Genomic DNA, 24,722 nt, shown 5'->3' on the forward strand with positions numbered 1-24,722 from the left:
TGCAAAGACAACCAGGATGTTGGCTTAGAAGCAGCCACCATTTAAAGAGTGCGTAATAGCTCACTGGTCGAGTGACTCTGCGCCGAAAATGTAACGGGGCTAAACACACCACCGAAGCTATGGCATGTACCGTATGGTACTTGGGTAGGGGAGCGTTGAATGCGGATTGAAGTCAGACCGGAAGGACTGGTGGACTGCATTCAAGTGAGAATGCCGGTATGAGTAACGAAAAGACAAGTGAGAATCTTGTCCGCCGAAAGCCTAAGGGTTCCTGAGGAAGGCTCGTCCACTCAGGGTAAGTCGGGACCTAACGCGAGGCCGAAAGGCGTAGTGGAAGGACAACAGGTTGAAATTCCTGTACCACCGTAAACCGTTATGAGCAATGGGGTGACACAGAAGGGCAGTGACGCAGGCTGATGGAATAGCCTGTCCAAGCAGTGAGGCAGAGTTGTAGGCAAATCCGCAACTCGCGTAAGCTAGGCTGTGATGGGGAGCGAAAATTGCAGTAGCGAAGGTCATGTACTCCGGCTGTCAAGAAAAGCCTCTAGCCAGGTGAAGGTGCCCGTACCGCAAACCGACACAGGTAGGCGAGCAGAGCATGCTAAGGCGCGCGGAAGAACTCTCGTTAAGGAACTCGGCAAAATGACCCCGTAACTTCGGGAGAAGGGGTGCCTCGGTAGGGTGAATAGCCCGAGGGGGCCGCAGTGAAAAGGCCCAAGCGACTGTTTAGCAAAAACACAGGTCTGTGCGAAGCCGTAAGGCGAAGTATACGGGCTGACGCCTGCCCGGTGCTGGAAGGTTAAGGGGAGCGGTTAGGAGCAATCCGAAGCTGTGAACCGAAGCCCCAGTAAACGGCGGCCGTAACTATAACGGTCCTAAGGTAGCGAAATTCCTTGTCAGGTAAATTCTGACCCGCACGAATGGCGTAACGACTTGGGCGCTGTCTCAACGAGAGATCCGGTGAAATTTTAATACCTGTGAAGATGCAGGTTACCCGCGACAAGACGGAAAGACCCCATGGAGCTTTACTGCAGCTTGATATTGGACTTTGGTACGATCTGTACAGGATAGGTGGGAGCCTGAGAAGCATGAGCGCCAGCTTGTGTGGAGGCGACGTTGGGATACCACCCTGATCGTATCGGAGTTCTAACCTGCTACCCTGAATCGGGTAGAGGGACCGTGTCAGGTGGGCAGTTTGACTGGGGCGGTCGCCTCCTAAAATGTAACGGAGGCGCCCAAAGGTTCCCTCAGAATGGTTGGAAATCATTCGGAGAGTGCAAAGGCATAAGGGAGCTTGACTGCGAGACCAACAAGTCGAGCAGGGACGAAAGTCGGGCTTAGTGATCCGGTGGTACCGAATGGAAGGGCCATCGCTCAACGGATAAAAGCTACCCTGGGGATAACAGGCTTATCTCCCCCAAGAGTCCACATCGACGGGGAGGTTTGGCACCTCGATGTCGGCTCATCGCATCCTGGGGCTGAAGTAGGTCCCAAGGGTTGGGCTGTTCGCCCATTAAAGCGGTACGCGAGCTGGGTTCAGAACGTCGTGAGACAGTTCGGTCCCTATCTGTCGCGGGCGCAGGAAATTTGAGAGGAGCTGTCCTTAGTACGAGAGGACCGGGATGGACGTACCGCTGGTGTACCAGTTGTTCCGCCAGGAGCACCGCTGGGTAGCCAAGTACGGACGGGATAAGCGCTGAAAGCATCTAAGCGTGAAGCCCCCCTCAAGATGAGATTTCCCAATTAGTAAGACCCCTTGAAGACGACGAGGTTGATAGGTTCGGGGTGGAAGCACAGCAATGTGTGGAGCTGACGAATACTAATCGGTCGAGGGCTTATCCTAAACAACCCCCAAAAAGTGAAGTTAAGCGTTGCAGCTTATTCCGATTACTTTTCGGGGACCCCGCAAGAAACTTAAGGAATTCATAATTTCGCATCCAGTTTTCAAGGCGCAAGCTTTGAATGTATTCCCTGATAGCTCAGTTGGTAGAGCACTCGACTGTTAATCGAGTTGTCACAGGTTCGAGTCCTGTTCGGGGAGCCATATAGAGAGGTGTCCGAGTGGTCGAAGGAGCACGATTGGAAATCGTGTAGGCTCTAACCGGGTCTCGAGGGTTCGAATCCCTTCCTCTCTGCCATAATATTTCTTACATAGCTGATTGCTACGTAATAAGCAAGGCCCGTTGGTCAAGGGGTTAAGACACCTCCCTTTCACGGAGGTAACAGGGGTTCGAATCCCCTACGGGTCACCATCTTTACAAAAAAGAAACAAAAAAGTTCTTGCCAAGCCGACTTGAATGTGATATATTATAAAAGTCGCTCGAGAGAATATGGAGGCTTAGCTCAGCTGGGAGAGCATCTGCCTTACAAGCAGAGGGTCGGGGGTTCGATCCCCTCAGCCTCCACCATATATGTTTTAAAAATGACGCGGGGTGGAGCAGCTCGGTAGCTCGTCGGGCTCATAACCCGAAGGCCGCAGGTTCAAATCCTGCCCCCGCAACCAAAACTTTATCTTCGGTTTTTACCGAGAACGATGTGGAGCTGTGGTGTAGAGGCCTAACATGCCTGCCTGTCACGCAGGAGACCGCGGGTTCGAATCCCGTCAGCTCCGCCATTTAATCAAACATCAGGCTCGGTAGCTCAGTTGGTAGAGCAGAGGACTGAAAATCCTCGTGTCGGCGGTTCGATTCCGTCCCGAGCCACCATGTTAGATGGTTGGAAAAGTTAATATGCCGGTGTAGCTCAGTTGGTAGAGCAACTGACTTGTAATCAGTAGGTCGTGGGTTCGACTCCTATCGCCGGCACCATTTTTACGGAGGGTTAGCGAAGTGGCCAAACGCGGGAGACTGTAAATCTCTTCCTAACGGTTCGGTGGTTCGAATCCATCACCCTCCACCATTTAGGGGCATAGTTTAAAGGTAGAACAAAGGTCTCCAAAACCTTTGGTGTGGGTTCAATTCCTGCTGCCCCTGCCAGATAATTTTTATAGTGAGTATGGCGGTCGTGGCGAAGGGGTTAACGCACCGGTCTGTGGCTCCGGCATTCGTGGGTTCAAGTCCCATCGATCGCCCCATTTTCACTAAAGTTTAAAAAGTTTTCTGTTGGGGATTAGCCAAGCGGTAAGGCAACGGACTTTGACTCCGTCACTCCAAGGTTCGAATCCTTGATCCCCAGCCATTTATGCGGAAGTGGCTCAGCGGTAGAGCATCGCCTTGCCAAGGCGAGGGTCGCGGGTTCGATTCCCGTCTTCCGCTCCATAATTAGGTGGCGCCATAGCCAAGTGGTAAGGCAGAGCTCTGCAAAAGCTTTACCCCCAGTTCGAGTCTGGGTGGCGCCTCCACAATTATTTCAATAAAATGTGCCCTTAGCTCAGCTGGATAGAGCGTTTGACTACGAATCAAAAGGTCAGGAGTTCGAATCTCTTAGGGCACGCCATATTTATCAAATGCCGGTGTGGCGGAATGGCAGACGCGCGCGACTCAAAATCGTGAGGGAAACCGTGGAGGTTCGAGTCCTCTCACCGGCACCAATATTGAAATGATTGCGCTGATTGTACTTTGTACGGTCAGCGTTTTTTGCATGTTTATATACTTTACGAGCACCTGGCGGACTAACCTCCGACGGGTGCTTTTTGTTTATATCGATTGGCGTATGACCATACTGATAATTATCAAATACGGGTGATGTGATGCAGCATGAGTCAGATCGATATTACAACGATTAAAGAAAAACTCGGTAACAGTAACGATATTATTTTTAAAGAATTCCAAATTGAATATGGTGGCAATTCTCGAACAGTGAATTTGTTTTATGCGGATGGACTAGTAAACACGGACTCTGTTCAGGATTTTATATTGGAGACTCTGATGGTGGAGTTTCCGAATCTTAATACGAATCAGCATCCTTTTCTGGACTTGCTGACCGCGGGAGAAATAGAAGAAGTGACATCGACGGATACGATGTACTATAACCTGTTTTCCGGCCATGTCATTCTTATATGGGACAGCAATAAAATATTGTCCATTGCTATGAATGGAATTAAAGACCGTGCGGTTTCAGAGGCCATGACGGAAACGGTAAGCCGCGGCCCCAAAGAGTCGTTTACGGAATCCATTCGCACAAATACGGCACTGGTCAGAAGGAAAATTAAGAATCCCGATTTGTGGCTTGAAAATATGAGAATCGGGAAAATGACCCAGACTAGTGTTTCCATAATGTATATAAAAGGTATTGTGAGCGATAAGATCTTGGAAGAGGTTCGTAACCGATTATCCAGAATAGATATTGACGGGATTCTGGAAAGCGGCTATATCGAAGAGCTGATTCAGGATTCCGCTTATAGTCCATTTCCGACCATGTACAATTCTGAACGGCCGGATGTTATCGCTGCGGAACTGCTGGAAGGCAAAGTGGCGATATTGGTGGATGGAACGCCTCATGTGCTTGTGGTTCCCGCTTTGTTCATTTCCTTCATGCATTCTGCGGAGGATTACTATCAACGCGCCGATATCAGCTCGCTGATCAGGATTCTCCGCTTTGTAGGCATCTTTATCGCTCTGTTAGGGCCATCGCTTTATATAGCCATCACGACCTTTCATCAGGAAATGCTCCCTACTCAGCTGCTCATTGGACTTGCGGCCCAACGGGAAGGGATACCTTTTCCCGCATTTATCGAGGCGTTGATTATGGAGATTACGTTCGAGATCCTGCGTGAAGCCGGGGTTCGGATGCCTAGAACAATGGGTCAGGCTATTTCGATTGTCGGCACCTTGGTTATCGGACAGGCAGCTGTGGATGCGGGGATTGTTTCCGCTGCGATGGTAATAGTGGTATCCATCACGGCTATATCAAGCTTTGTTGTGCCAGCCATGAATATGTCCATTTCCATCCGCATGATCCGATTCGCGTTAATGGGGCTGGCTGCGTCCTTTGGTTTATACGGGATAATTCTAGGCATTTTTGCGCTCGTGCTTCATTTATGCAGTCTCCGTACCTTCGGAGTACCGTATATGAGTCCATTTGGACCGTTTATTGCCGAGGATACGAAGGATACCTTATTCCGGCTACCGCACTGGGCCATGCGGAAACGGCTGCGTCTAATTAGTCAGAATAATATTACCCGAGGCAATAACAAGCTTCCCGGGCCGAAGCGGTAATCGAGAATAAAGGCAACGAGATGAGGAATTGCGATGATGATGCGGAGAATATTAGTTCCCTTATTGTTTGTTTTAATAGTGATGACGCTGACTGGCTGCTGGAATCGCCGCGAGCTTAATGATCTGGCGATTGCCGTGGCAATCGGAATCGATAAGGATGGGGAGAATCAATATCAGGTGTCAGTTCAGGTCGTTGACCCGGGAGAGGTTGCCGCAAACAACAGAACGATGACGCGGACTCCCGTTACGTTTTACCAAGCGAGGGGACGAACCATATTTGAAGCCATACGCAAAATGACTACGGTATCGCCGAGACCTATATATTCTGCCCACCTTCGGATGTTAGTCATCGGCGAGGAGTTAGCCAAAGAAGGGATTGCGGATGCTCTTGAATACATGTCCAGATATTATGAGCATCGCACCGATTTCTACATCACCATTGCAAGAGAGACTACCGCAGCAAGCACGCTGAAAATATTAACCCATTTGGAAGCTATCCCTGCCAATCAGATGTATTCTTCTTTGCTTAACTCGCAGAAGCAATGGGCGCCAACCGCATCGATAACGCTGGATCAGCTCATTATGGATATCGTTAGAAAAGGCAAACAACCGGTTGTCACCGGACTCCGCCTGAGAGGTGACCGCGAAAAAGGCGAAAGCAGGGAGAATGTTGAAAAAATTGCTTCACCCGCACACCTGCAGTATTCGGGCATGGCTGTTTTTAACGAGGATAAGCTTGTTGGATGGTTGAATGAAGGAGAAAGCAGAGGCTACTCTTTTATTCACAACGATGTACATAATACGGTCGGGGTTCTTAAGTGTCCCGAGGGCGGGAGAATGACAATTGAGGTCATTCGTTCGAAAACGACAACCAAAGCCAGGTTTGTAAACGGAGAACCGGAAATACATATAGGGATTCGTACCGAGGGCAGCATTGGCGAAGTGTTGTGTAAAATCGATCTGACTCAAAAATCGTCTATTTATGAGTTGGAGCACGAAAGCGCGGAAGCGATACGGGGGTTTGTACAGAAAACAATCCATCAGGTTCAGGAAAAATACAAAGTGGATATATTTGGCTTTGGAGATGTCGTTCATCGCGCGAATCCTTCCTATTGGAAAAGTGTTGAGAATAATTGGGATGCCGTCTTTCAGAAGATGCCGGTCAAGTTAGACGTTGTGGTAAATATCCGGCAGACCGGTACGGTTAGTAACTCGTTTATGCAAGAAATGAAGTAAGAAGGAATTAGCAACTATGATGAAATATATATGGCTATTCGCAGCCGCAGCTGTAATTATTCTGATTGAAGTGCCGTCATTGAGGAAGAGAAAGCTGAGGAAGGATCTTTGGGTATTCTTTTGCCTGCTGGGGTTAGGTATCTTACTGGTGATTATGAGGTTCCTCAATTTACATATTCCTAATCCGGTAAATGGGCTCGATTATATGCTGCGGCCGCTGGCCGAGGCGATTTTTCAAAATTTAAGCGGGAGGTGATGAAGGATGCTCGAGAAGGGAAAAATAAGTCACCGGCAGCTGACCGTTCTTACGCTTCTGTATACGATTGGCACCTCCATCCTGATCGTTCCTTCCATTATGGCCGTATTCTCCAAACAAGACGGCTGGATTGCATGCCTTATAGGAACAGCGGCCAATCTTCTAACCATATTGATTTATAGCGCGCTGGCCGGCCGCTATCCCACATTAACGCTTGCGGAGTTTAGCGAGAAGATATTGGGGAAGTGGCTAGGAAAGGTTATTTCGTTGTTTTTCCTTTCTTTTATCTTTTTGTTGTCTTCTTTCCTGCTTCGCGTCGTAGGGAATTTCATGACGACCCATATTATGCCGAATACGCCAATCGAAATAACGATTATTTTATTCATGGCTGTGGTGGTTTACGCGGTTCGGCTTGGTATTGAAACAACGGCTAGGGCAGCGGAGATTTTCTTGCCGTTTGTAATCGCATTGTTTCTATTCCTTACTTTCTTCCTGTTGCCCCAGATTAGAATAGATCGGGCTGAGCCTGTTTTCGAGAATGGAATAAAACCAATCCTGCTAGGCGCGTTTTATTATTTTAATCTTCAAGAACAGGTTATTCTCATGATGCTGGTTCCTTATACGAACAGGCCGAAAAAAGCAAGAAGCGCCTTGCTGGCGGGAACCTTGCTCGGCAGCGTGGTTATTATCGTTAGCGTACTGCTGTCGACGCTGGTACTGGGTACCGAATTCACGCAGAGGAATATGTATGCCAGCTATACCCTGGCGAAGCAAATCAGCGTGGGGAACTTTCTGCAGAGAGTCGAGGCCATGCTGGCAATTATATGGTTGATCACGATTTTTTTCAAAACGGTGGTTTGCATGTACGCCGTAACGCTTGGGACAGCCCAGACGCTGAGGTTGAAGGAATACCGTACGCTGACCTTGCCATTTGCCCTGCTGCTTGTTTTCTTGTCTCTCCTTGTCTACGACAATATCGTTAGCTTTATTGCGTTTACGCCTAAGGTTTTCTCCGTGTATGCGACTATCTTTATGGTCCTTATCCCGGCAGGACTATTAGGCATAGATGCGCTGCGTTCCAGCATGAAAGGGAACCAAACCTCATCATGAAGGTGCTGACTCTTGCATAGGGTAAAGCACCTTTTTTGCGTAATAGGACAGGATTCGACCCTTAAGGCGGAAGAGCGACTCGACCTAGGTCTAGCATAGAAACCGTCGTTGGTCCGTTTTAGAAAGTATGGATTCGATCTACAATAGGAACATAAGCAAGAGAGATTCACAAGAAGAGAAAAAACAAAGCAATCTTTGAGAGGCGGTGGAAGAAGCAATGGATGGTAAAAAAGCGTTAGGCTTATTGCTTGCAGTTGCAGGCGGCATCATGGTACTTAAATTCTTCGGCATCCATCTTGGTGCACTGGTGGGTACCCTGTTCGCAATCGTATTAATCGGACTTGGGGTAGTTGCCTGGAGAAGCAATAAAAAGATCATCGGCGGAATCGTTGGCGCAATCGGTATTTTGATGCTGCTGCCGGCATTGTCGAAACTGATTATGCTGGGTATCGCGGTTGTGCTGATCCTGTTCGGTATTTCGATGGTGAAAAAAAATAACAACAATCGACATTTCTAATAAAAAAAGTTGGGAGGGCCATACATGAGCATTATGCGGCGAGTGCGCGACATTACAGTGGCAAGTTTAAATGAAAGACTGGAGAAAGCAGAAGATCCGGTTCGCCTGATTGACCAGTTCCTCTGGTCGACGCGCGAAGAGATTATTCAAGCGGAACGGCTGCACCAGCAATATCTAGGACATAGCAATCATCTCAAAGCGCAATGGCTGCAAGCAGAGCAGCAGAAGGAAAAACGCGAGCAGCAAGCATTGACCGCGCTGAAAGCCGGCGAGGAGCAGCTTGCGCGAATCGCTCTTCACGAGAAGACAACCAGCGAAGAGCGCTCGAATCAATACCGAGAACTGTATGAACAAAGCCGTCAGAATACGGTGGATCTTGAAGATCAGCTTCGCGAAATGCGCAGCGAGTACCAGCTTGTCTATGACAAACGCGAATATTACGCGGCAAGAATGGAGTCGCTCAGACTTCAGCAGCGCATGAATGCGCGGTATACGGAGGGCGGCCAGGCGGGCGGCGTTCAGCCGGGCTCGATGTTCCGCAGATTGGAAGACCGGATCGGCGATATGGAGATGGAAGCAAAAAGTCTGCATGATCTTCGCCGGATGGGCAAAGAGTTCATCAGCGAAGCAGGCAACCAGGTGCAATCCGTAATCGAACGCGAGCTGCAGCAATTAAAGAAGAAACTTGAGAAGGAAGGATGGTCGTCTTGAAAAAACTGTACCGCTCCACCCGCGACAAGAAGCTGTTTGGTCTTTGCGGCGGACTCGCGGAAATGATCAATGTCGATGCGACACTTATCCGTATCCTGCTCATCGTCGTTACCATCTTTACAAGCGGATTCGCAATTCCTGTCTATATCATTGCCGGCCTTATCGTTCCTAAGGAACCAACGTTTTATAACGGTCACGGCTTTGGACCCGGCGGGTTTGGAGGCGGCTACGGCGGCAGCGGGTACGGCAACGGTTATAACGGCGGCCAAGGCGGCTTCGGTTCCTCCTTCGGCGGTCCTTACAAAAACCCGCCGCAAGGACAATGGGATAACTTCTCGCAAGCACGTCCAAGCCAGCAAGCTTCGTCGCAATTCGATAGCATGATGGATGATCTTGAAAAAAAAGCACTTCGTAAAGAAATCGAAGAATTACGCGCCAAATTGGCTAAATATGAGAAGGGAGAGATTTAACAATGGGAATCTTTAAAAGAATGAAGGATCTGACTAAGGCATCGGTGAATGAGGTATTGGATAAAATGGAAGATCCGGTAGTCATGCTGAATCAATATCTGCGCGACATGGAATCGGAAATTCATCAAGCGGAAGTAACGGTAGCGAAACAAATGGCGAACGAACGCCGTCTGAAACAACGTCTGGATGAAGCGGTACGCAGCATTGCCGACCGCGAGTCGAAGGCAGAAGCAGCGCTTCGCGCCGGCCAGGAAGAGTTCGCTCGCAAGCTGCTCGAAGAGAAGCTTTATTTCGACCAGAAGGTGAACGAATACAGCGATCTTCATGCGCAAGCGAAAACGCAAGCCGAAGAGCTGATGCAGCAATTGCACGGCATGAAGGATGAGTTCTACCAGCTTCGCAATAAACGCAATGAGCTGGCATCCCGCGCTCAAATCGCTAAAGCGCAAAAGCAAATGGCTCAAATTTCTTCGAACCATACGATCGACAGCGGTACGGCTTCGAGAGGCTTCTACCGTATGGAAGAGAAAATCATGCAGCTTGAAGCGGAAGCGGATGTTCTTCGCACTCCTTACTCGGCAGCATACAGCGGTACAAGCAACAACACAGGCTCCTTTAGCGCCGCCGATATGGAGAAAAAGCTGAAGGTTGACGAGCAGCTTGAAGCTTTGAAAAGCAAGCTGAACAAACCGGAAGAAGTATAATCAACCAGAAGTATGCAATAACGGGAGAGCGGACCGGGTAACCGCAATTTCATTAAGCTTTAGCTTAATGAAATTGCCGGGGGGATCGGTCTGCTCTTCCCTGCGTACGTATTTGAAGGAGTGGACCTGGATGGCTGAAGGACAAGCGAATGAGCACCATCGTGCGGAGAGGCCCAATAAAGAAGCAAGACGCAAAAATGTGACCGAGACCGTATTATGGCTCATTATTATCGTGAGTCTTGTCATCATTGTGCTGCAAGCGATTGGTTACGTGCGACTGTATACTTTCCAAGGCAAGTGGGCTATCTTAGGACTTACCGTAATCGGAGCAGCAATGGCGGCAGCAGCGATCGTTGGTTTTCTGCAGAATTCCAAGCTTAAGCAGGCCGTTGAACGGCTCAGCGAGCAGCAACGCAGACGCAGCTATCGGGTAACGCTGAATTCGGCGGAGGAGGAAGGCGGTGTTCCGGTGTCCGAACAGGAGCAAAGCGATGCGATCTGGACGGAGAAGGTCAAGTTCTCGGCTGTTATCGAGGAACGCCAGCGGCTTGCAAGAGAGCTGCATGACGCGGTCAGTCAGCAGCTGTTCGCGATCTCGATGACGGCGACGGCTGTCAGCCGTACGATTGAGCGGGACTGGGAGCGGGCGAAGAGACAGGTACAGCTCATCGAAGAGATGGCTTCCGTAGCGCAATCCGAGATGCGCGCCCTGCTGCTGCATTTAAGACCCGTTCATCTGGACGGCAAAAATCTGGCTGCCGCATTAACAGCGCTGGTGGACGAGCTTAAGCAGAAGGTTCCGATGACGATTGATTTGGACGTTGATGACTCGATTACGATGAAGCCCGGGGCCGAGGACCATTTGTTCCGGATCGCTCAAGAAGCCTTGTCGAATACCCTTCGGCACGCAAAAGCGGAAAGTATGGAAATTAAGCTGCATCGGAAAGGCCCCGAAGTACGTATGTTATTAAAAGATACCGGCATCGGGTTCGACCTGGAAGCGAAGAAGCAAACCTCTTACGGATTATTAACGATGGAAGAGCGTGTGAATGAGCTTGGCGGCTATTTACATATGATCTCGAGACCGGGAGAGGGAACAAGCATCGATATCCGGGTTCCGATTGACGGCGAGATAGAGAAATAAGGACCATGTACATGTTGAAGGAAGCGGTGAATAAGGTGGAACCGATCGAGCAACTGAATGAACGGATTAAAGTATTGTTAGTGGATGATCATGAAATGGTGCGTATCGGGCTTGCTGCGGTGCTCGATACGGAAGAAGGTATCGAAGTCGTAGGGGAAGCTAGCAACGGTTATGACGGAATTCGTCTGGCTCAGGCCTACAAGCCTGACATTGTGCTTATGGATCTTGTTATGGACGGCATGGATGGCGTGGAAACAACGCAAAAGCTGCTTGAGCTGTATCCGGAGTGCAAGGTTATCGTATTAACCAGCTTTATCGATGATAGCAAGCTGTATCCGGTTATTGAAGCGGGGGCGTTCAGCTACCTGCTCAAGACGGCCAGAGCAACGGAGATTGCGGATGCGATTCGCGCAGCGGCACGCGGACAGTCGGTATTGGAATCGCAGGTTGCCGCCAAGATGATGAACCGTCTCCGCAAGCCGAAGCAGCCGGTACAGGCCGCGCTTCATGATGATTTGACGGAGCGAGAGATGGACGTGCTGAAGCGGGTAGCGCAAGGAATGTCCAATCAGGAAATAGCGGACGAGCTGTTTATCGGCGTAAAGACCGTGAAATTCCACATTACGAACATCTTTAACAAGCTTGACGTCGAGGACCGTACGCAAGCGGCGATTTATGCGCATAAGCAAGGGATTGCGGAGTAGAATGCATGGTTTTTATCAGATTGGGGCTGGCCTGAAGTTGAACTTTAGGAGAGCCCCTTTTTTCGTCTTACTGCTGGAGGGAGAGACCTGTTTTTGTTAAAATAAGTTAAAGGCGGCGGTTAAGAAGCATTCCGCTAGCAGGAAAAGGCCAATACGTTGCCATGGTATTGTAATAACAGCTATAGGGCTGCAGAAGCGGCATATCCTTGCGCAGCAAATCCAGCACTCTTGCAGAAAGAGGTTCTTCCAGCGCTTTGTGAAGAGAGGTGATCCAGCCTCTTGGCCCCGTAAGCAGCTGAACGGAGGATTCGACCTTGCAGGGGTCGGGGAGCTGGATCTGCCAGGTACCGTTCACAAGCATCAGTCCATATTCAACCGCAGCAGGATGGGACATTGCTTGCTCGATAGAAAGCTTAAGCCGTGGATGAAGGAAGGGTTCAGCCTCTTCGAGGAAAGCAAGCAGTCCGTTTACGGCTGCTGCTACCTTCAGTAGTTCTTCCTCAATGACGGGCAACGTTGGATTTTGTTTGATTTTACGGGCAGAGAGCCGGATCATCAGCTGGGCTTGTCTGCTGTGCAGAAGCCATCCTGCCGCCGTTTCGGCAGCATGACGGTAAGGGACGCCCCAATCGAAGCTGTCAAATAGAGCGGATCCGGGAGGCAGCCTTATCGGCTCTTCTTCACGGAATGTACTTTTGCCGTAAGGGCGAACCGGGGAAACGGCTTGAAGCCGATCGGCTAGCCTGGCAGGGGTTATAGACAACATTGGCATTTAGACTGCCTCCTTTTGCGTCTGGTATGACCAGCATAGTATGCTTTTGCGGCAAAGGCTGGCGAATGGTGTCTGTCAGAACAAAAGAAATAAGAAGGCAACAAGCGCAAAATCAAGCGTGATCAAATCGCGGAACGGATAGTATGGGCGAGGCTCGTAGTAGTAAGGGTCAAACGGATAGGATTGCGTTTGGACGGGTTGTTCCGGCTTGCTTGATTTGGCTTGCTGCTGGAATTTGGATTTCGAGTTTTTTTTGCTCTTTTTCGAAGAAGATTTATCCGGAACAGCCTCCGGTTCATCCGCATCGGAAACGTTAGGATCTCCATTAAGCGTAAGCTTTCCGCCCTTGCATTTGCTCAGCCTGCCGATATGCCTCGATCCATCTTTCATAATGATATACACGGGCATTCCGCAATATCTCGACACGATATCTTCCTCGAGAGGATAAATCTGTTCCATTCAAGCTCCTCCTTATGTTTACTTGCATTAGGCTTTGCAACCAGTGTATTCACCCAGAGGCGAATAGGTATGGTTAAACACCTAGCAGTAATAAACGGTCAAGGGAGGTTATTGTCATCGCAGCGAATCGATTTGTTCAAACGACAGCCGAGCAGTCCAACCGGCGGAAAGCACGGCGAGCGGTTATGTTGGCTGCCGCTGTACTGGCGGTCGGCATCATCTGGGCAGTCTTCAATAGGGATGAGCTCCGTTCCGACGAGAATCCGGGAATCGTTGCCCATGATCTCGCTCTGTTATGGCAGTGGACGGACAAGCTCTACAGCAAAGGCGCGGCGAATGCGGAATGGACAATAAGATGGGACCTTGAAGGGGAAGCAGCTGACCTGGAGCGAGCGGAACAACAGCTTCAGGCGGATGAAAAAGGGCAGAAGCAGGGAACACTGTCCATATTCCCGCTAAACTCGGATCATCAGGCGTTGCTTGTATTTACGACCGGCCAAAAGGCGGACAAAGAGCAGCTGCTTGCCGTTGTAAACCGTACGGAAGCCATCTTAAAGAAAGAGGGCGTTTCCTACTCCGGAGGTATGACGGTTCGGGGCAAGACGGAATATAATAACGCAGCGGAACGTCTGGCCCAAGCCACGGGCGGCAAGCGGGTTGACCGGTATAAGGACGAGAGCGGAACGGTCAGCGAAGCCTACTACTCGGAAAAGCTGTTCTCTTCGGTGGAAGCGGGAGCGGGGAAGAAGGCGAATCTGCAAATTGCCGAGCATCGGGAAACGGAGTCCGGGACGTTGTCTCTGATCGTCGGAACCCCGCTAATTACGGGAGATTACACCGTTTCCGAAGCAGGAAACGATTAGAAGAAATATGATGGCCAATTAGTTTTTTTTATGATTGGATGAATAGCAGTTTAAGGATTAATATGCTAAACTACATAAATAAAAATAAAAAAATATATGGAAAGAATGAGGGAACTAACTGAAATGAACGTTGAATCATCAAATGCGCAAGGCGCTATTTATTATATCTTCGGGGCGACAGGCGATTTGGCGAAGCGCAAGTTGTTTCCTGCCTTGTTCAGCTTATATAAAGAAGGAAAGCTGTCTGAAAATTTCGCCGTTGTAGGCCTCGCACGCAGAGAGCGTACTAACGAGCAGTTCCGCGCCGACCTGTATGAGTCGATCGTGGAATTCTGCCGTTACAAAGCAGATGACGTAGAGCTCTGGAACCGTTTTGCGGAGCACTTCGAATATTTGCCGCTTGATATTAACAATGTGGAAGCATTCCGCGGTCTGGCTACTCTGTCCGATCAACTGGATGCCAAATTCAATATTCCGGGCAACCGTCTGTTCTATCTGGCGCTTGCACCGTCGCTGTTCGGACCGGTATCGTTCAGCCTGCGCGACGGCGGACTGCTCGAATCCAAGGGCTGGCACCGCGTCGTAATCGAGAAGCCGTTCGGCTATGATCTGGAATCGGCCCAAAAGCTGAATGACCAAATCACGCAAGTTTTCAAAGAAGAAGAAATTTACCGCATTGACCACTACCTCGGCAAAGAGATGGTTCAAAATATTCAAGTGATCCGTTTCGCGAATGCGTTTTTTGAGCCGCTCTGGAACAATAACCATATCGCAAACGTGCAAATCACGCTCTCCGAAACGGTTGGCGTGGAAGAGCGCGGCGGTTATTACGACAAGTCTGGCGCCCTTCGCGACATGGGCCAAAACCATATGCTTCAAATGCTGACGATGATCGCAATGGAGCCGCCTAGCCGTCTGCATGGCGAAGATATCCGCGACGAGAAGGTTAAGGTGCTTCGCTCCCTTCGTCCGTACAAATCGAGCGACGAAGTGCGCAACCTGGTTGTACGCGGCCAATACAGCGAAGGCTCCCTCAATGGAAAAGAGCTTCCCGGTTACCGCCAAGAGGACTCGGTAGGCGAGAACTCTACAACGGAAACTTATTTTGCTGCCAAGCTGGCGGTTGACAACTTCCGCTGGGCGGGAGTACCGTTCTACATCCGTACAGGCAAACGCCTTCCGGTAAAAACAACGGAAGTGGTTATCGAGTTCAAATCGATGCCGCAAAACGTATTGTTCGCGCAGCGTCATGACCTGCAGCCGAACCTGCTCGTTATTCGCGTTAACCCGATGGAAGGCATCTATATTAAAGTAAATGCCAAAACGCCGGGCGAAGACAATTCGGTACAGCCCGTAAACATGGAATTCTGCCAAAGCTGCCAAATCGGCATCAATACGCCGGAAGCTTACGAGCGCCTGATCCATGATGCGGTTCGCGGCGATTCGACGTACTTCACCCGTTGGGATGAAGTGGCGCAAGCATGGGAATTCGTTGACCGCATTGCGGCTGCATGGCGCGAAGATTCGGCTGATCTGCAGCACTATCCTGCAGGCTCGTGGGGCCCGGAGAAAGCTGAAAAGCTGCTGGCGCAAGACGGCTTCAAATGGTGGCCGGTTAACGGGCAAGAAGAAGACAATGTGATTTGGGTATCGAATAGCGGCAAGTAATTTATTTCAAGCACACCGCTAACGGAGGGATATGCCTTTATGTTTAAGGTTTACGATATTTCGATGACAATCGAAAAGGGCATGCCGGTATGGGGCAACCATGACGACAAGCAGCCCGAAATCAACTCCCAGCCTACCTCTCCAGACGGCGTTAACGAATCGCGCATCGATATGGATGTCCATTGCGGCACCCATGTCGATGCGCCTCTGCATATGTTGCCGGAGGATGGCTCAACAATCGAAACAATTGGTCTCGAGGAGCTCGTCGGGAATGCCCGGGTTCTGGACTTCACGGACGTGAACGACAGTATCACGAGAGAAGACCTTGAGAAGCATGGCCTGCAAAAGGGCGAGTTCATTCTCGTAAAAACGAAGAACTCATTTACGGATTCCTTTGAATCCGATTTCGTATTCTTGCGGGAGGATGGCGCCCGTTACCTCGTTGAGGTAGGGGTTCGCGGGATTGGTACGGACGGACTTGGGATTGAACGCTCCCAGGCGGAGTATCCAACCCACCGGACATTGTTCCGCAACAATGTCATTATTGTAGAAGGGCTTCGCCTGAAGGAAGTGCCCCCTGGCTCTTATTTCATGGTGATTGCGCCTTTGAAATTGACCGGTATCGAAGCGGCGCCGGCACGCGCGCTGCTGATCGGGAATGGATAAAGGAGCGTTGCCTCGCGGCAACGCTATGAAGGGAAGGCAAGCATGAGCCAAACGTTAAGCAATGAAATTACACAGGAAGTAGATAAGCGCCGTACCTTTGCGATTATCTCTCACCCTGACGCCGGTAAAACCACATTAACGGAGAAGCTCCTCTTATTCGGGGGAGCTATTCGTCTTGCAGGGTCGGTAAAAGCCCGCAAAGCGAGCCGCCACGCTACATCCGACTGGATGGAAATCGAGAAGCAGCGCGGTATCTCCGTTACGTCCAGCGTGATGCAGTTCGATTACCTCGGACATCGGGTTAACATTCTGGATACGCCCGGTCACCAGGATTTCTCCGAAGATACGTACCGTACGCTGACTGCAGCGGATAGTGCGGTCATGCTGATCGACGTTGCGAAAGGCGTCGAGGCGCAGACGATCAAGCTGTTCCAGGTCTGCCGCAAACGCGGTATTCCGATCTTCACCTTTATTAACAAGCTGGACCGCGAAGGCCAAAGCCCATTCGAGCTGATGGAAGAGCTGGAGCGGGTTCTCGGCATTCGTTCGGTGCCAATGAACTGGCCAATCGGCATGGGCCGCGAGCTATGCGGCGTATACGACCGGATGAAAAATCAGGTTGAGCTGTTCCAAGGCAATGACCACAGCACGATCGAGGTTCGCAAAGTCGATGATTACAATGATCCGGTTATTCGAGAAATGGCTGGAGACTACCTGCATGATCAGCTTATACAGGATTTGGAGCTGCTTGACGTAGCGGGCGATCCGTTTGATTTCGATAAAGTGCGGGCAGGCGAATTGACACCGATCTTCTTCGGAAGCGCCGTGAACAACTTCGGCGTTCAAACCTTCCTGGAGAACTTCCTGGAGCTTGCTCCAAAGCCTGCTCCGCGGATGAGCACCAGCGGTTCGGTTGACCCGACAAACGAGAAGTTCTCCGGTTACGTGTTCAAAATCCAAGCCAACATGAACCCGGCGCACCGCGACCGTATCGCTTTCCTTCGGATTTGCTCCGGTCGTTTCGAGCGCGGCATGAGCGTCCGCCATGTCCGCGCGGGCAAAGACATTAAGCTGTCCCAGCCGCAGCAATTCCTGGCGCAGGACCGCGATATTGTCGAGACGGCTTATCCGGGCGATATTATCGGTCTGTTCGACCCGGGTATTTTCCGGATTGGCGATTCCTTATCGCAAGGCTCCGAGGTCGTATTCGACGAGCTTCCTACGTTCTCTCCGGAGATCTTCGCCAAGGTTACCGTGAAGAACGCTTTGAAGCATAAGCAGTATCAGAAGGGGATAGACCAACTGACGGAGGAAGGCACCATTCAGGTGTTCTACTCGGCAAGCGGCTTTGCTGACGAAACGATTCTTGGCGTAGTCGGCCACCTGCAGTTTGAGGTATTCGAGTACCGGATGAAGGGCGAATACGGCGTTGATATTCAGCTGCACCGCATGCCGTTCCAATTCGCGCGCTGGATCATTGACGATAAGATCGATCCTTCGAAGTTCCGGATCAACTCTACCCTTGTGAAGGACAAAAAGGGCAATTACGTTGTTCTCTTCGAGAATGAATATGCGATGCGCACCGCGATGGATAAGAATCCAACCATGAAATTCCTGGAGACTGCTCCATAAAGCGTAAAACGAATAAGAAAATCCCCTGATCGGATGAGATCAGGGGATTTTTTGCATTGCTATTGCCGGTATTGAATAATTTGCTCAATCAAATCCCGTTCGACTTCCTTGTTGTACGCTTTGACCATGCGGGAGATTAAGAAGAGATCCACGATAACCCAGATGAACAAGGCGGCAGCAGGAAGAGCGAATAGGATGGTGCTGATAATTAGCAAAGCCTTTTGTTCAGCTGCGGAAGCAATACTGAGTAATATATAGGCTAGAGTTGCGATGAGGAAAAGAATCAGCTGGATAATGGCCGTTTTCTTGCGCTTCAGATAAAAGCGGTGTACGCCGAGGTGACCGCCAAGAAGCATCAGATAAGCGATAGCCGCCGATTTTTCGCTACTCCGCATCTCGGAGTTGAATACCATCAGTTCATTCAGCGTGAGGTCTTGCCGATTCATGATGACCTCCTAGAATGAGCCACCGTGAAAATGCTTGTGAGCCATAATTTCGTCAATCAGCTGGCCCTCGACTGCGCGGTTGCGGTCTCTCACCCATGTGTGCAGGAGGAAAGCATCCACGATCCACCAGATGGAAGTCACAATCACGCCGATAACGGAAATGGAAAGAATAAGCTGTGCAATCGCGGAGCCTGTACGCCCGAGATAGAAGCGGTGACCGCCAAACATGCCGAGGAAATACCAGAGAACGTAAGCGATGACCATATTCTTGCCACGATCCTTCACCTCTTGCTCCAGCAGAAGTAGCTCCCTGGCGTCTAGTTGGCTTTTTTGCGCGATGTTAAATGACATGTACTGCTCCCCTTTATCTAAATTGTAGTCTACCAGCTAAAGTATAGGGGTTATGTAAAAATCATACAACCCAAATTTTCATAATATTAATGGAAATCTTTATTGGCTTATCCGGTTGACGGAATAGCGCTTTCATGACATAATGTACGCGTGTACATTACAGCTAAACAGCAGCAAAAGACTTAAGTAATAAATGCAATAACAGGAGGCGCCGACTATCAGCAGGAAAGAAGTAGCGAAGCTGGCCGGTGTATCGGAAGCAACGGTATCCCGGGTACTTAACAATGTAGGGCCTATTAAGGAAGAGACACGAATTCGCGTGCTAGAGGCGGCCAAAGAGCTGGGGTATGTGCCTAATGCGCTTGCCCAGCGATTTGCCAGGAGGAAAAGCGGAAACGTTGGCGTCATTCTGCCGTTTGTGCCGAAGGTTCATCTGTTCTCGACCTATTACTTTGCGGAAATATTAAGCGGGATCGGCGAGGCGGCGAAGGCCTGCAACTATGATCTGCTGCTAATCTTCCGGGAGCCGGACAGTCCGCGTGATTACGCAAAGCTGTTCCGGACGCAGAAGGTGGATGCCTGTATCGTGCTGGGCGCTCAAAATGTTGCCGAGGAACGTGCCGCGCTAGCCGAGCTTCAGGAGGAAGGTTATCCATTCTGCCTCGTGAACCAGCGGTTTGACGAGGAAGGATACCTGACCGTCGATGCGGACCATGAGTCGGGAAGCTACGAGGCGGTTCAGCATCTGATTGCAAACGGCTTCAAGCAGATTGCCTTCCTGAACGGTCCGGATGCTTTCTCGAGCAGCGGGGACAGGCTTGCCGGCTATAAGCGCGCGCTGGAGGAATCGGGGATCCGGCACGAGGATGAACGGATATTCACCGGTAATTACAGCAGGAAGAGCGGGTATGAAGCGGCCTCACGGCTATCCGAGGGAATCAGGAGCAAGCGGATTGACGCTGTATTCGCGGCTAATGACCGGATGGCGATTGGTTTGATGGACGGTCTTCGGGAGTACGGCATTGAAGCGGGCAAGGATATCGGCCTGATCGGTTACGATGATTCGGACAGCTCCAGAATCGTAACGCCGAAGCTGTCGACGGTATCGGTTCCTTTTTACGAGATGGGACGACGAGCTGCCATGAAACTGCTGGCAGCGGAAACCGAAGAGCCAGGGAATACGATTCTTCCCGTTCAACTCATTAAGCGAGAAACAACCTAAAATAAGTTATCGAGAGGCGGTAGTTTAAGAATGAGCAAACTTCGTGTCGGAATGGTTGGTTATAAATTTATGGGTAAGGCACACAGCAACGCGTACCGCGCGCTGCCGATGTTTTTCCCGGAAACCGCTGTACTGCCGGAAATGACCGCGATTTGCGGCCGTGATCCGGTAGGTCTCGAGAAGGCGCGGACACAATTCGGCTGGCAGAGCGGCGAGACGGATTGGCGCAAGCTGGTCGCGCGCGAGGATATTGATCTGATCGACATTAATGCGCCAAGCGACGCTCATAAGGAGATTACGATTGCGGCCGCCGAAGCGGGCAAGCATCTGTTCTGTGAGAAGCCGCTTGCGCTGACGCTGGAGGATGCGAACGAAATGCTGGCTGCTGCCGAGAAAGCAGGCGTGAAGCATATGGTTGGCTTTAACTACCGCTTTGCTCCGGCTGTCCAGTTGGCGAAGAAGCTGATCTCGGAAGGCCGTATCGGTAAAATCCATCATTTCCGCGCCGTTTTCCTGCAGGACTGGATTCTTGATCCGGAGTTCCCGCTGGTATGGCGCCTGAAGAAGGAAATCGCCGGTTCCGGCTCGCATGGCGACCTTGGCGCGCACTTGATCGATATGGCCCGTTTCCTCGTTGGCGAGTTCCAGGAAGTTATCGGGATGGAAGAGACCTTCGTCAAGGAACGTCCGGTTTCCGAATCGATGACGGGTCTTAGCGCAACAAAAAGCGGCGCGGACGCGCCGCGCGGGGAAGTAACGGTTGACGATGCAACGCTGTTCCTGACAAGGTTCGAGAATGGCGCGCTTGGCAGCTTCGAAGCTACGCGCTTTGCTGCAGGACACCGTTGCACGAATGCGTTCGAGATTAACGGCAGCAAAGGCAGCATCAAATTCGACTTTGAACGGATGAACGAGCTTGAAGTTTACTTCACGGAGGATGCCGACGATGTGCAAGGCTTCCGCCGCGTACTCGCAACCGATGCTTCCCATGCTTACATGGATGCCTGGTGGCCGGCCGGTCACACCATCGGATACGAGCATACGTTCACTCATGAGGTGCATGAGCTGATGACGGCAATCGCGGAAGACCGCCAGCCGGTGCCGAACTTCCATGACGGCGTGAGATGCCAAGAAGTGCTTGTTGCGGTGGAACGTTCGATTGCGGAACGTCGCTGGGTTGCTTTGAAAGAGTTCCAATAATTCTGCGGGCAGAGGAGACTAACGAAGACGATGAGAAAAGCACTAATCGTATGGGGCGGCTGGGACGGTCATCAGCCGAAGGAAGTTGCGGGTATTTTTGAAGACGTGCTGGTGAAGGAAGGCTACGAGGTTGAAGTGTCGGATACGCTGGACGCGTTTGCGGACGGGGAAAAACTGAAGGGCCTCGATCTAATCGTACCAATCTGGACGATGGATAAGATTAAGCCGGAGTATGTGCAAAACGTATCGGAAGCCGTTCAAAGCGGGGTTGGCCTTGCCGGCTGTCATGGCGGCATGTGCGACGCTTTCCGGGAAAACGTGGACTGGCAGTTCATGACCGGCGGCCAATGGGTAGCGCATCCGGGCAATGACGGTACCGATTACGTCGTAAACATCAAGCATAGCTCCAGCCCGTTGACGGAAGGCATCGAGGACTTTGAAGTCAGCTCGGAGCAGTATTACCTGCATGTCGATCCGGCTGTTGAAGTACTCGCAACAACCCGTTTCCCGGTGACCGAAGGGCCGCACTCCCTGAACAAGGCGGTTGATATGCCGGTAGCCTGGACGAAGCGCTGGGGCGTTGGACGCGTCTATTATAACTCGCTTGGCCATCAAGCCAACATTATCGATATTCCCGTAGTCAAAGAAATGATGCGCCGGGGCTTCAACTGGTGCGCGGAAGGCAAAACGGCAGCGGTAAACGGAGGGACTCACGCTCATGCAAAAGCTTAAGGTCGGCGTTATCGGAACAGGCAATATCAGCAGCGCGTATTTGAACAACGGCAAGAAATTCGATTCGATGGAAATTGTCGCTTGCGCGGATTTGGACGTAGACCGGGCGAAGGCAAAAGCCGAGGAATTCGGCATCCGGGGCTGCTCGGTGGAAGAGCTGCTCGCCGATCCGGAAATCGGTATGGTCATCAACCTGACGATTCCGCAGGCGCATGCGGCGGTATGCCTGCAGGCGCTTGAAGCCGGCAAGCATGTATACGTAGAGAAGCCATTCGCGGTTACCCGCGAAGAAGCGCAAGCCGTGCTAGAGCTTGCGACACGCAAAGGGCTGCTTGTGGGCAGCGCGCCGGATACGTTCCTTGGCGGCGGTATTCAAACGAGCATCAAGCTGATCGAAGACGGCTGGATCGGTACGCCAATCGGCGCAACGGCCTTTATGATGTCGGGCGGTCATGAGACTTGGCATCCGGCACCGGAGTTTTATTATCAGAAAGGCGGCGGCCCGATGTTCGATATGGGGCCGTACTATCTGACGGCTATGGTAGCCATGCTTGGACCTATCAGCCGCGTAACCGGCATGGCCCGCGCTTCGTTCCCGGAACGGACGATTACAAGCCAGCCGAAGTTCGGTCAAAAAATTCAGGTTGAGGTTCCGACGCATGTCGCCGGCATTATCGAGTTTGCATCCGGTCCAATTGGAACGATTCTGCAAACCTTTGACGTAAGAGGCGGCTCCACCTTGCCTCGAATCGAGGTATACGGATCGGCGGGAACGCTGCTTGTTCCGGATCCGAATACGTTTGGCGGTCCTATCCAGTTCAAACGCGCGGGCTCGCATGAGTGGTCTGAGATTCCGCTCGTGTATCCGAACACGGATAACGTACGCGGTCTAGGCGCTGCCGATCTTGCGAAAGCGGCGCTTACCGGACGCAAGGCGCGTCCAAGCGGCGAGCTTGCTTATCACGTGCTGGAAGCGATGCATGGCTTCTTCGATGCGGCCGAGCAAGGCGCGCATTATACCATGAAGAGCAGCTGCGAGAAACCAGCGCCGTTTACGCTTGGTCTTCAACCGAACAGCTTGGACTAATTTGTCAAATATAGCCATTCTAGGTCGGCGGGTATCCCGCCGGCTTTTTTTCGATTAAACCCTCTTATGGCCGGAGTTAAATTATGGTATCTTTTGGGTAGAAGCCTGAAAGGGGTTATGCCTGATGACTGCTCAAACGATGAATCGCTCGCTCATCCGTAATGGGGTTGTTGTGCTTGAAGACCAGCTTGTCGCTGCAACGATCGCCGTCAAGGACGGTATCATTGACGCGCTTCTGACTGATGAAGAGGCTATTCGTCAGTATGAGAATAGCTGCGGAGATGAGGCTATGAATCGGATTGATGCAGCAGGGCGATATATTCTCCCCGGATTAATTGATATTCATAACGACGCGATAGAGAAAGAAGTGCAGCCACGGCCCAACACTTTATTTCCGCTTGCGATGTCGTTCCTGGAGTTCGAACGCAAAATGCCGCTTCACGGCATTACAACGATGTACCATTCTTTGTCGCTTGGCGTTGGCTTAAGCTTGCGGGGGGATCATCTGTTGACCGGGATGGTTGAGTGTATTGACCAGTACAGGAGAGAGCGCTCGGTTATCCGGAACCGAATCCATTTGCGTTACGAAGTCTCTTACTTGGCGGGGTATCCAATCGTTGAGCAGTATATCAAAGACCGGAAGATAGACTATTTGTCCTTTATGGATCATTCCCCGGGTCAGGGACAATACAGGGCGCCGGGATCTTTTGAACGATATGTCATGAAAAATCAAGGGGTTGGCATCGAGGAAGTACAGGTTATCGTCGAAGAGCTGCTTATGCGCAGAAACCAGATCGATTGGGAGAATCTCCGCGAGCTCAGCCGTTTGGCTGGACAGCAGGGTATTCGGCTTGCTTCCCATGACGATGATTCGGTTGAGCAGGTGGAGCGTTCGAGGGGATTTGGCGTTTCGGTAACGGAATTCCCCATTAACATGGAAACCGCCCAATATGCCGCAAGATCGGGTCTATTCGTATGCGTAGGCGCGCCGAATCTCGTTAGGGGAGGATCCCATGATCATAACCTGCGCGCATTGGATGTTATCAAGGAAGGCGAAGCAACTATTATATGCTCCGATTATCATCCGTCCTCATTATTAAAGGCTATCTTTATGCTTGCAGAGCAGGAAGTGCTGGATTTGCCGGCGGCTGTTCGTTTGGGGACTCTTTACCCGGCGCAGGCGCTTGGCATTGCCGATCAATACGGCTCGATTGCGCCGGGTAAAGCCGCAGATTTAATTCTTGTTGATCAATACCAAGGCCATCCTTGGGTTACGCATACCATTGTCGGCGGTAAAACCGTCTATACAGCGGATGCGCGTTAGGTCGCAGCAGGCTTCATTTGCTGAAGCTTCGCATGCAGGGCATCAACAAGCTTTGACTGCTCCTCGGCGGATATCTCTTTCCAGATCAGCTCGAATAATACGCCAAGTCCGGGGAGCGTTTTTTCCTCATTGCCGACGGAGTCCTCGATAACGTCCTTCATTTGTTCTTTTGTGTTGTTTCTGACGTTGTTGATAATGGCTTGACGCAAATCCAGATTAATCAATCGGATTCCCTCCAAGTCTTCATGAAATCGTGCTTCATTACTGTTTCCGAATCGGGCGATTTTCATCC

23 protein-coding genes, 16 tRNA genes and 1 rRNA gene (1 of these 40 cut by a window edge) are annotated in these 24,722 nt (G+C 50.9%); 35 read left to right on the forward strand and 5 right to left on the reverse strand.

Going from position 1 to position 24,722, the window contains the following annotated elements:
• The 26 genes from ACR9FF_RS05745 to ACR9FF_RS05870 form a co-directional block, all read left to right on the forward strand.
• Positions 1 to 1,843 (forward strand): 23S ribosomal RNA (locus tag ACR9FF_RS05745) (it extends 1,090 nt beyond the left edge of the window).
• A gap of 125 nt (positions 1,844 to 1,968) precedes the next feature.
• A tRNA-Asn gene (locus tag ACR9FF_RS05750) sits at positions 1,969 to 2,044 on the forward strand.
• 3 nt (positions 2,045 to 2,047) lie between these two features.
• Positions 2,048 to 2,138, forward strand: a tRNA-Ser gene (locus ACR9FF_RS05755).
• 39 nt (positions 2,139 to 2,177) lie between these two features.
• Positions 2,178 to 2,252, forward strand: a tRNA-Glu gene (locus ACR9FF_RS05760).
• Between the two features lie 80 nt (positions 2,253 to 2,332).
• Positions 2,333 to 2,408: transfer RNA gene (locus ACR9FF_RS05765), tRNA-Val, on the forward strand.
• Positions 2,409 to 2,426: 18 nt separating this feature from the next.
• Positions 2,427 to 2,503, forward strand: a tRNA-Met gene (locus ACR9FF_RS05770).
• Positions 2,504 to 2,537: 34 nt separating this feature from the next.
• A tRNA-Asp gene (locus tag ACR9FF_RS05775) sits at positions 2,538 to 2,614 on the forward strand.
• Between the two features lie 15 nt (positions 2,615 to 2,629).
• Positions 2,630 to 2,705, forward strand: a tRNA-Phe gene (locus ACR9FF_RS05780).
• Between the two features lie 26 nt (positions 2,706 to 2,731).
• A tRNA-Thr gene (locus tag ACR9FF_RS05785) sits at positions 2,732 to 2,807 on the forward strand.
• Between the two features lie 7 nt (positions 2,808 to 2,814).
• A tRNA-Tyr gene (locus ACR9FF_RS05790) sits at positions 2,815 to 2,898 on the forward strand.
• 3 nt (positions 2,899 to 2,901) lie between these two features.
• A tRNA-Trp gene (locus ACR9FF_RS05795) sits at positions 2,902 to 2,975 on the forward strand.
• A 22-nt stretch (positions 2,976 to 2,997) separates the two neighbouring features.
• Positions 2,998 to 3,073, forward strand: a tRNA-His gene (locus ACR9FF_RS05800).
• A gap of 29 nt (positions 3,074 to 3,102) precedes the next feature.
• A tRNA-Gln gene (locus tag ACR9FF_RS05805) sits at positions 3,103 to 3,177 on the forward strand.
• 5 nt (positions 3,178 to 3,182) lie between these two features.
• Positions 3,183 to 3,257, forward strand: a tRNA-Gly gene (locus ACR9FF_RS05810).
• Between the two features lie 9 nt (positions 3,258 to 3,266).
• Positions 3,267 to 3,340: transfer RNA gene (locus tag ACR9FF_RS05815), tRNA-Cys, on the forward strand.
• Between the two features lie 18 nt (positions 3,341 to 3,358).
• Positions 3,359 to 3,435 (forward strand) — tRNA-Arg (locus ACR9FF_RS05820).
• A gap of 12 nt (positions 3,436 to 3,447) precedes the next feature.
• Positions 3,448 to 3,529: transfer RNA gene (locus ACR9FF_RS05825), tRNA-Leu, on the forward strand.
• A 166-nt stretch (positions 3,530 to 3,695) separates the two neighbouring features.
• The gene (locus tag ACR9FF_RS05830; RefSeq protein ID WP_435169628.1) at positions 3,696 to 5,156 is read left to right on the forward strand and encodes a spore germination protein; all 1,461 of its coding nucleotides are present in this window, start codon (positions 3,696 to 3,698) and stop codon (positions 5,154 to 5,156) included.
• A gap of 33 nt (positions 5,157 to 5,189) precedes the next feature.
• Positions 5,190 to 6,392 (forward strand): Ger(x)C family spore germination protein, encoded by a 1,203-nt coding sequence (locus ACR9FF_RS05835; RefSeq protein ID WP_435169630.1) that lies wholly within the window; start codon positions 5,190 to 5,192, stop codon positions 6,390 to 6,392.
• Between the two features lie 262 nt (positions 6,393 to 6,654).
• A complete protein-coding gene (locus ACR9FF_RS05840; protein WP_435169632.1) occupies positions 6,655 to 7,758 on the forward strand; it encodes a GerAB/ArcD/ProY family transporter in 1,104 nt (367 codons plus the stop codon).
• Positions 7,759 to 7,975: 217 nt separating this feature from the next.
• Positions 7,976 to 8,275, forward strand: coding sequence for a LiaF transmembrane domain-containing protein (locus ACR9FF_RS05845; RefSeq protein WP_127491065.1), 300 nt, complete (start codon positions 7,976 to 7,978; stop codon positions 8,273 to 8,275).
• A gap of 24 nt (positions 8,276 to 8,299) precedes the next feature.
• On the forward strand, positions 8,300 to 8,986 hold the full coding sequence (locus tag ACR9FF_RS05850; protein WP_127491063.1) for a PspA/IM30 family protein: 687 nt from the start codon (positions 8,300 to 8,302) through the stop codon (positions 8,984 to 8,986).
• Positions 8,974 to 9,456, forward strand: coding sequence for a PspC domain-containing protein (locus ACR9FF_RS05855; protein WP_317981688.1), 483 nt, complete (start codon positions 8,974 to 8,976; stop codon positions 9,454 to 9,456). Before ACR9FF_RS05850 ends, ACR9FF_RS05855 begins: the two co-directional genes overlap by 13 nt.
• Before the next feature lie 2 nt (positions 9,457 to 9,458).
• Complete coding sequence (locus ACR9FF_RS05860; RefSeq protein ID WP_127491059.1) at positions 9,459 to 10,160, forward strand: PspA/IM30 family protein; 702 nt, start codon at positions 9,459 to 9,461, stop codon at positions 10,158 to 10,160.
• Positions 10,161 to 10,290: 130 nt separating this feature from the next.
• Positions 10,291 to 11,304 (forward strand): sensor histidine kinase, encoded by a 1,014-nt coding sequence (locus ACR9FF_RS05865; RefSeq protein ID WP_127491057.1) that lies wholly within the window; start codon positions 10,291 to 10,293, stop codon positions 11,302 to 11,304.
• A gap of 5 nt (positions 11,305 to 11,309) precedes the next feature.
• On the forward strand, positions 11,310 to 12,008 hold the full coding sequence (locus ACR9FF_RS05870) for a response regulator (protein WP_308443823.1): 699 nt from the start codon (positions 11,310 to 11,312) through the stop codon (positions 12,006 to 12,008).
• 106 nt (positions 12,009 to 12,114) lie between these two features.
• Here the strand turns inward: ACR9FF_RS05870 and ACR9FF_RS05875 are convergent, their stop codons facing one another.
• Together ACR9FF_RS05875 and ACR9FF_RS05880 are read right to left on the reverse strand one after the other, a co-directional pair.
• Positions 12,115 to 12,780 (reverse strand): hypothetical protein, encoded by a 666-nt coding sequence (locus ACR9FF_RS05875; protein WP_435169636.1) that lies wholly within the window; start codon positions 12,778 to 12,780, stop codon positions 12,115 to 12,117.
• Positions 12,781 to 12,855: 75 nt separating this feature from the next.
• Positions 12,856 to 13,239: a hypothetical protein gene (locus tag ACR9FF_RS05880; protein ID WP_127491053.1), complete on the reverse strand. Its 384-nt coding sequence runs from the start codon at positions 13,237 to 13,239 to the stop codon at positions 12,856 to 12,858.
• A 185-nt stretch (positions 13,240 to 13,424) separates the two neighbouring features.
• Here ACR9FF_RS05880 and ACR9FF_RS05885 point away from each other — a divergent pair, with 185 nt between their 5' ends.
• The 4 genes from ACR9FF_RS05885 to ACR9FF_RS05900 all read left to right on the forward strand — a co-directional run bounded on the left by ACR9FF_RS05885 (position 13,425) and on the right by ACR9FF_RS05900 (position 18,068).
• Positions 13,425 to 14,102 carry a YwmB family TATA-box binding protein gene (locus ACR9FF_RS05885; protein ID WP_435169639.1) on the forward strand — a complete coding sequence of 226 codons (678 nt, stop codon included), beginning with the start codon at positions 13,425 to 13,427 and terminating at the stop codon, positions 14,100 to 14,102.
• 123 nt (positions 14,103 to 14,225) lie between these two features.
• On the forward strand, positions 14,226 to 15,770 hold the full coding sequence (gene zwf, locus ACR9FF_RS05890) for a glucose-6-phosphate dehydrogenase (RefSeq protein WP_435169641.1): 1,545 nt from the start codon (positions 14,226 to 14,228) through the stop codon (positions 15,768 to 15,770).
• Positions 15,771 to 15,809: 39 nt separating this feature from the next.
• Positions 15,810 to 16,436, forward strand: a complete 627-nt coding sequence (locus ACR9FF_RS05895) for a cyclase family protein (protein WP_435169643.1) — start codon at positions 15,810 to 15,812, stop codon at positions 16,434 to 16,436.
• 42 nt (positions 16,437 to 16,478) lie between these two features.
• On the forward strand, positions 16,479 to 18,068 hold the full coding sequence (locus ACR9FF_RS05900) for a peptide chain release factor 3 (RefSeq protein WP_127491046.1): 1,590 nt from the start codon (positions 16,479 to 16,481) through the stop codon (positions 18,066 to 18,068).
• A 59-nt stretch (positions 18,069 to 18,127) separates the two neighbouring features.
• Here ACR9FF_RS05900 and ACR9FF_RS05905 read toward each other — a convergent pair whose 3' ends face one another.
• Together ACR9FF_RS05905 and ACR9FF_RS05910 are read right to left on the reverse strand one after the other, a co-directional pair.
• On the reverse strand, positions 18,128 to 18,514 hold the full coding sequence (locus tag ACR9FF_RS05905) for a TM2 domain-containing protein (protein ID WP_435169645.1): 387 nt from the start codon (positions 18,512 to 18,514) through the stop codon (positions 18,128 to 18,130).
• 9 nt (positions 18,515 to 18,523) lie between these two features.
• Complete coding sequence (locus tag ACR9FF_RS05910) at positions 18,524 to 18,865, reverse strand: TM2 domain-containing protein (RefSeq protein ID WP_127491042.1); 342 nt, start codon at positions 18,863 to 18,865, stop codon at positions 18,524 to 18,526.
• Positions 18,866 to 19,082: 217 nt separating this feature from the next.
• On the opposite strand from ACR9FF_RS05910, the gene ACR9FF_RS05915 reads away from it, so the two are divergent.
• The 5 genes from ACR9FF_RS05915 to ACR9FF_RS05935 all read left to right on the forward strand — a co-directional run bounded on the left by ACR9FF_RS05915 (position 19,083) and on the right by ACR9FF_RS05935 (position 24,430).
• Positions 19,083 to 20,087, forward strand: a complete 1,005-nt coding sequence (locus tag ACR9FF_RS05915) for a LacI family DNA-binding transcriptional regulator (protein ID WP_435172041.1) — start codon at positions 19,083 to 19,085, stop codon at positions 20,085 to 20,087.
• Between the two features lie 30 nt (positions 20,088 to 20,117).
• Positions 20,118 to 21,287, forward strand: coding sequence for a Gfo/Idh/MocA family protein (locus ACR9FF_RS05920; RefSeq protein ID WP_127491037.1), 1,170 nt, complete (start codon positions 20,118 to 20,120; stop codon positions 21,285 to 21,287).
• 30 nt (positions 21,288 to 21,317) lie between these two features.
• Entirely contained in the window at positions 21,318 to 22,019 is a 702-nt protein-coding gene (locus tag ACR9FF_RS05925; RefSeq protein WP_127491034.1) for a ThuA domain-containing protein, read from the forward strand.
• Entirely contained in the window at positions 22,006 to 23,106 is a 1,101-nt protein-coding gene (locus ACR9FF_RS05930; RefSeq protein ID WP_435169648.1) for a Gfo/Idh/MocA family protein, read from the forward strand. Before ACR9FF_RS05925 ends, ACR9FF_RS05930 begins: the two co-directional genes overlap by 14 nt.
• A gap of 124 nt (positions 23,107 to 23,230) precedes the next feature.
• Positions 23,231 to 24,430 carry an alpha-D-ribose 1-methylphosphonate 5-triphosphate diphosphatase gene (locus ACR9FF_RS05935; RefSeq protein ID WP_435169650.1) on the forward strand — a complete coding sequence of 400 codons (1,200 nt, stop codon included), beginning with the start codon at positions 23,231 to 23,233 and terminating at the stop codon, positions 24,428 to 24,430.
• On the opposite strand, the gene sspI is transcribed toward ACR9FF_RS05935, so the two are convergent.
• Positions 24,427 to 24,654 (reverse strand): small acid-soluble spore protein SspI, encoded by a 228-nt coding sequence (gene sspI, locus ACR9FF_RS05940; RefSeq protein WP_174806517.1) that lies wholly within the window; start codon positions 24,652 to 24,654, stop codon positions 24,427 to 24,429. The genes ACR9FF_RS05935 and sspI overlap by 4 nt on opposite strands.
• Positions 24,655 to 24,722: the final 68 nt, after the last annotated feature.

This window comes from Paenibacillus glycanilyticus (genome assembly GCF_051200795.1).
In the GTDB taxonomy this organism is placed as follows: domain Bacteria; phylum Bacillota; class Bacilli; order Paenibacillales; family Paenibacillaceae; genus Pristimantibacillus; species Pristimantibacillus glycanilyticus.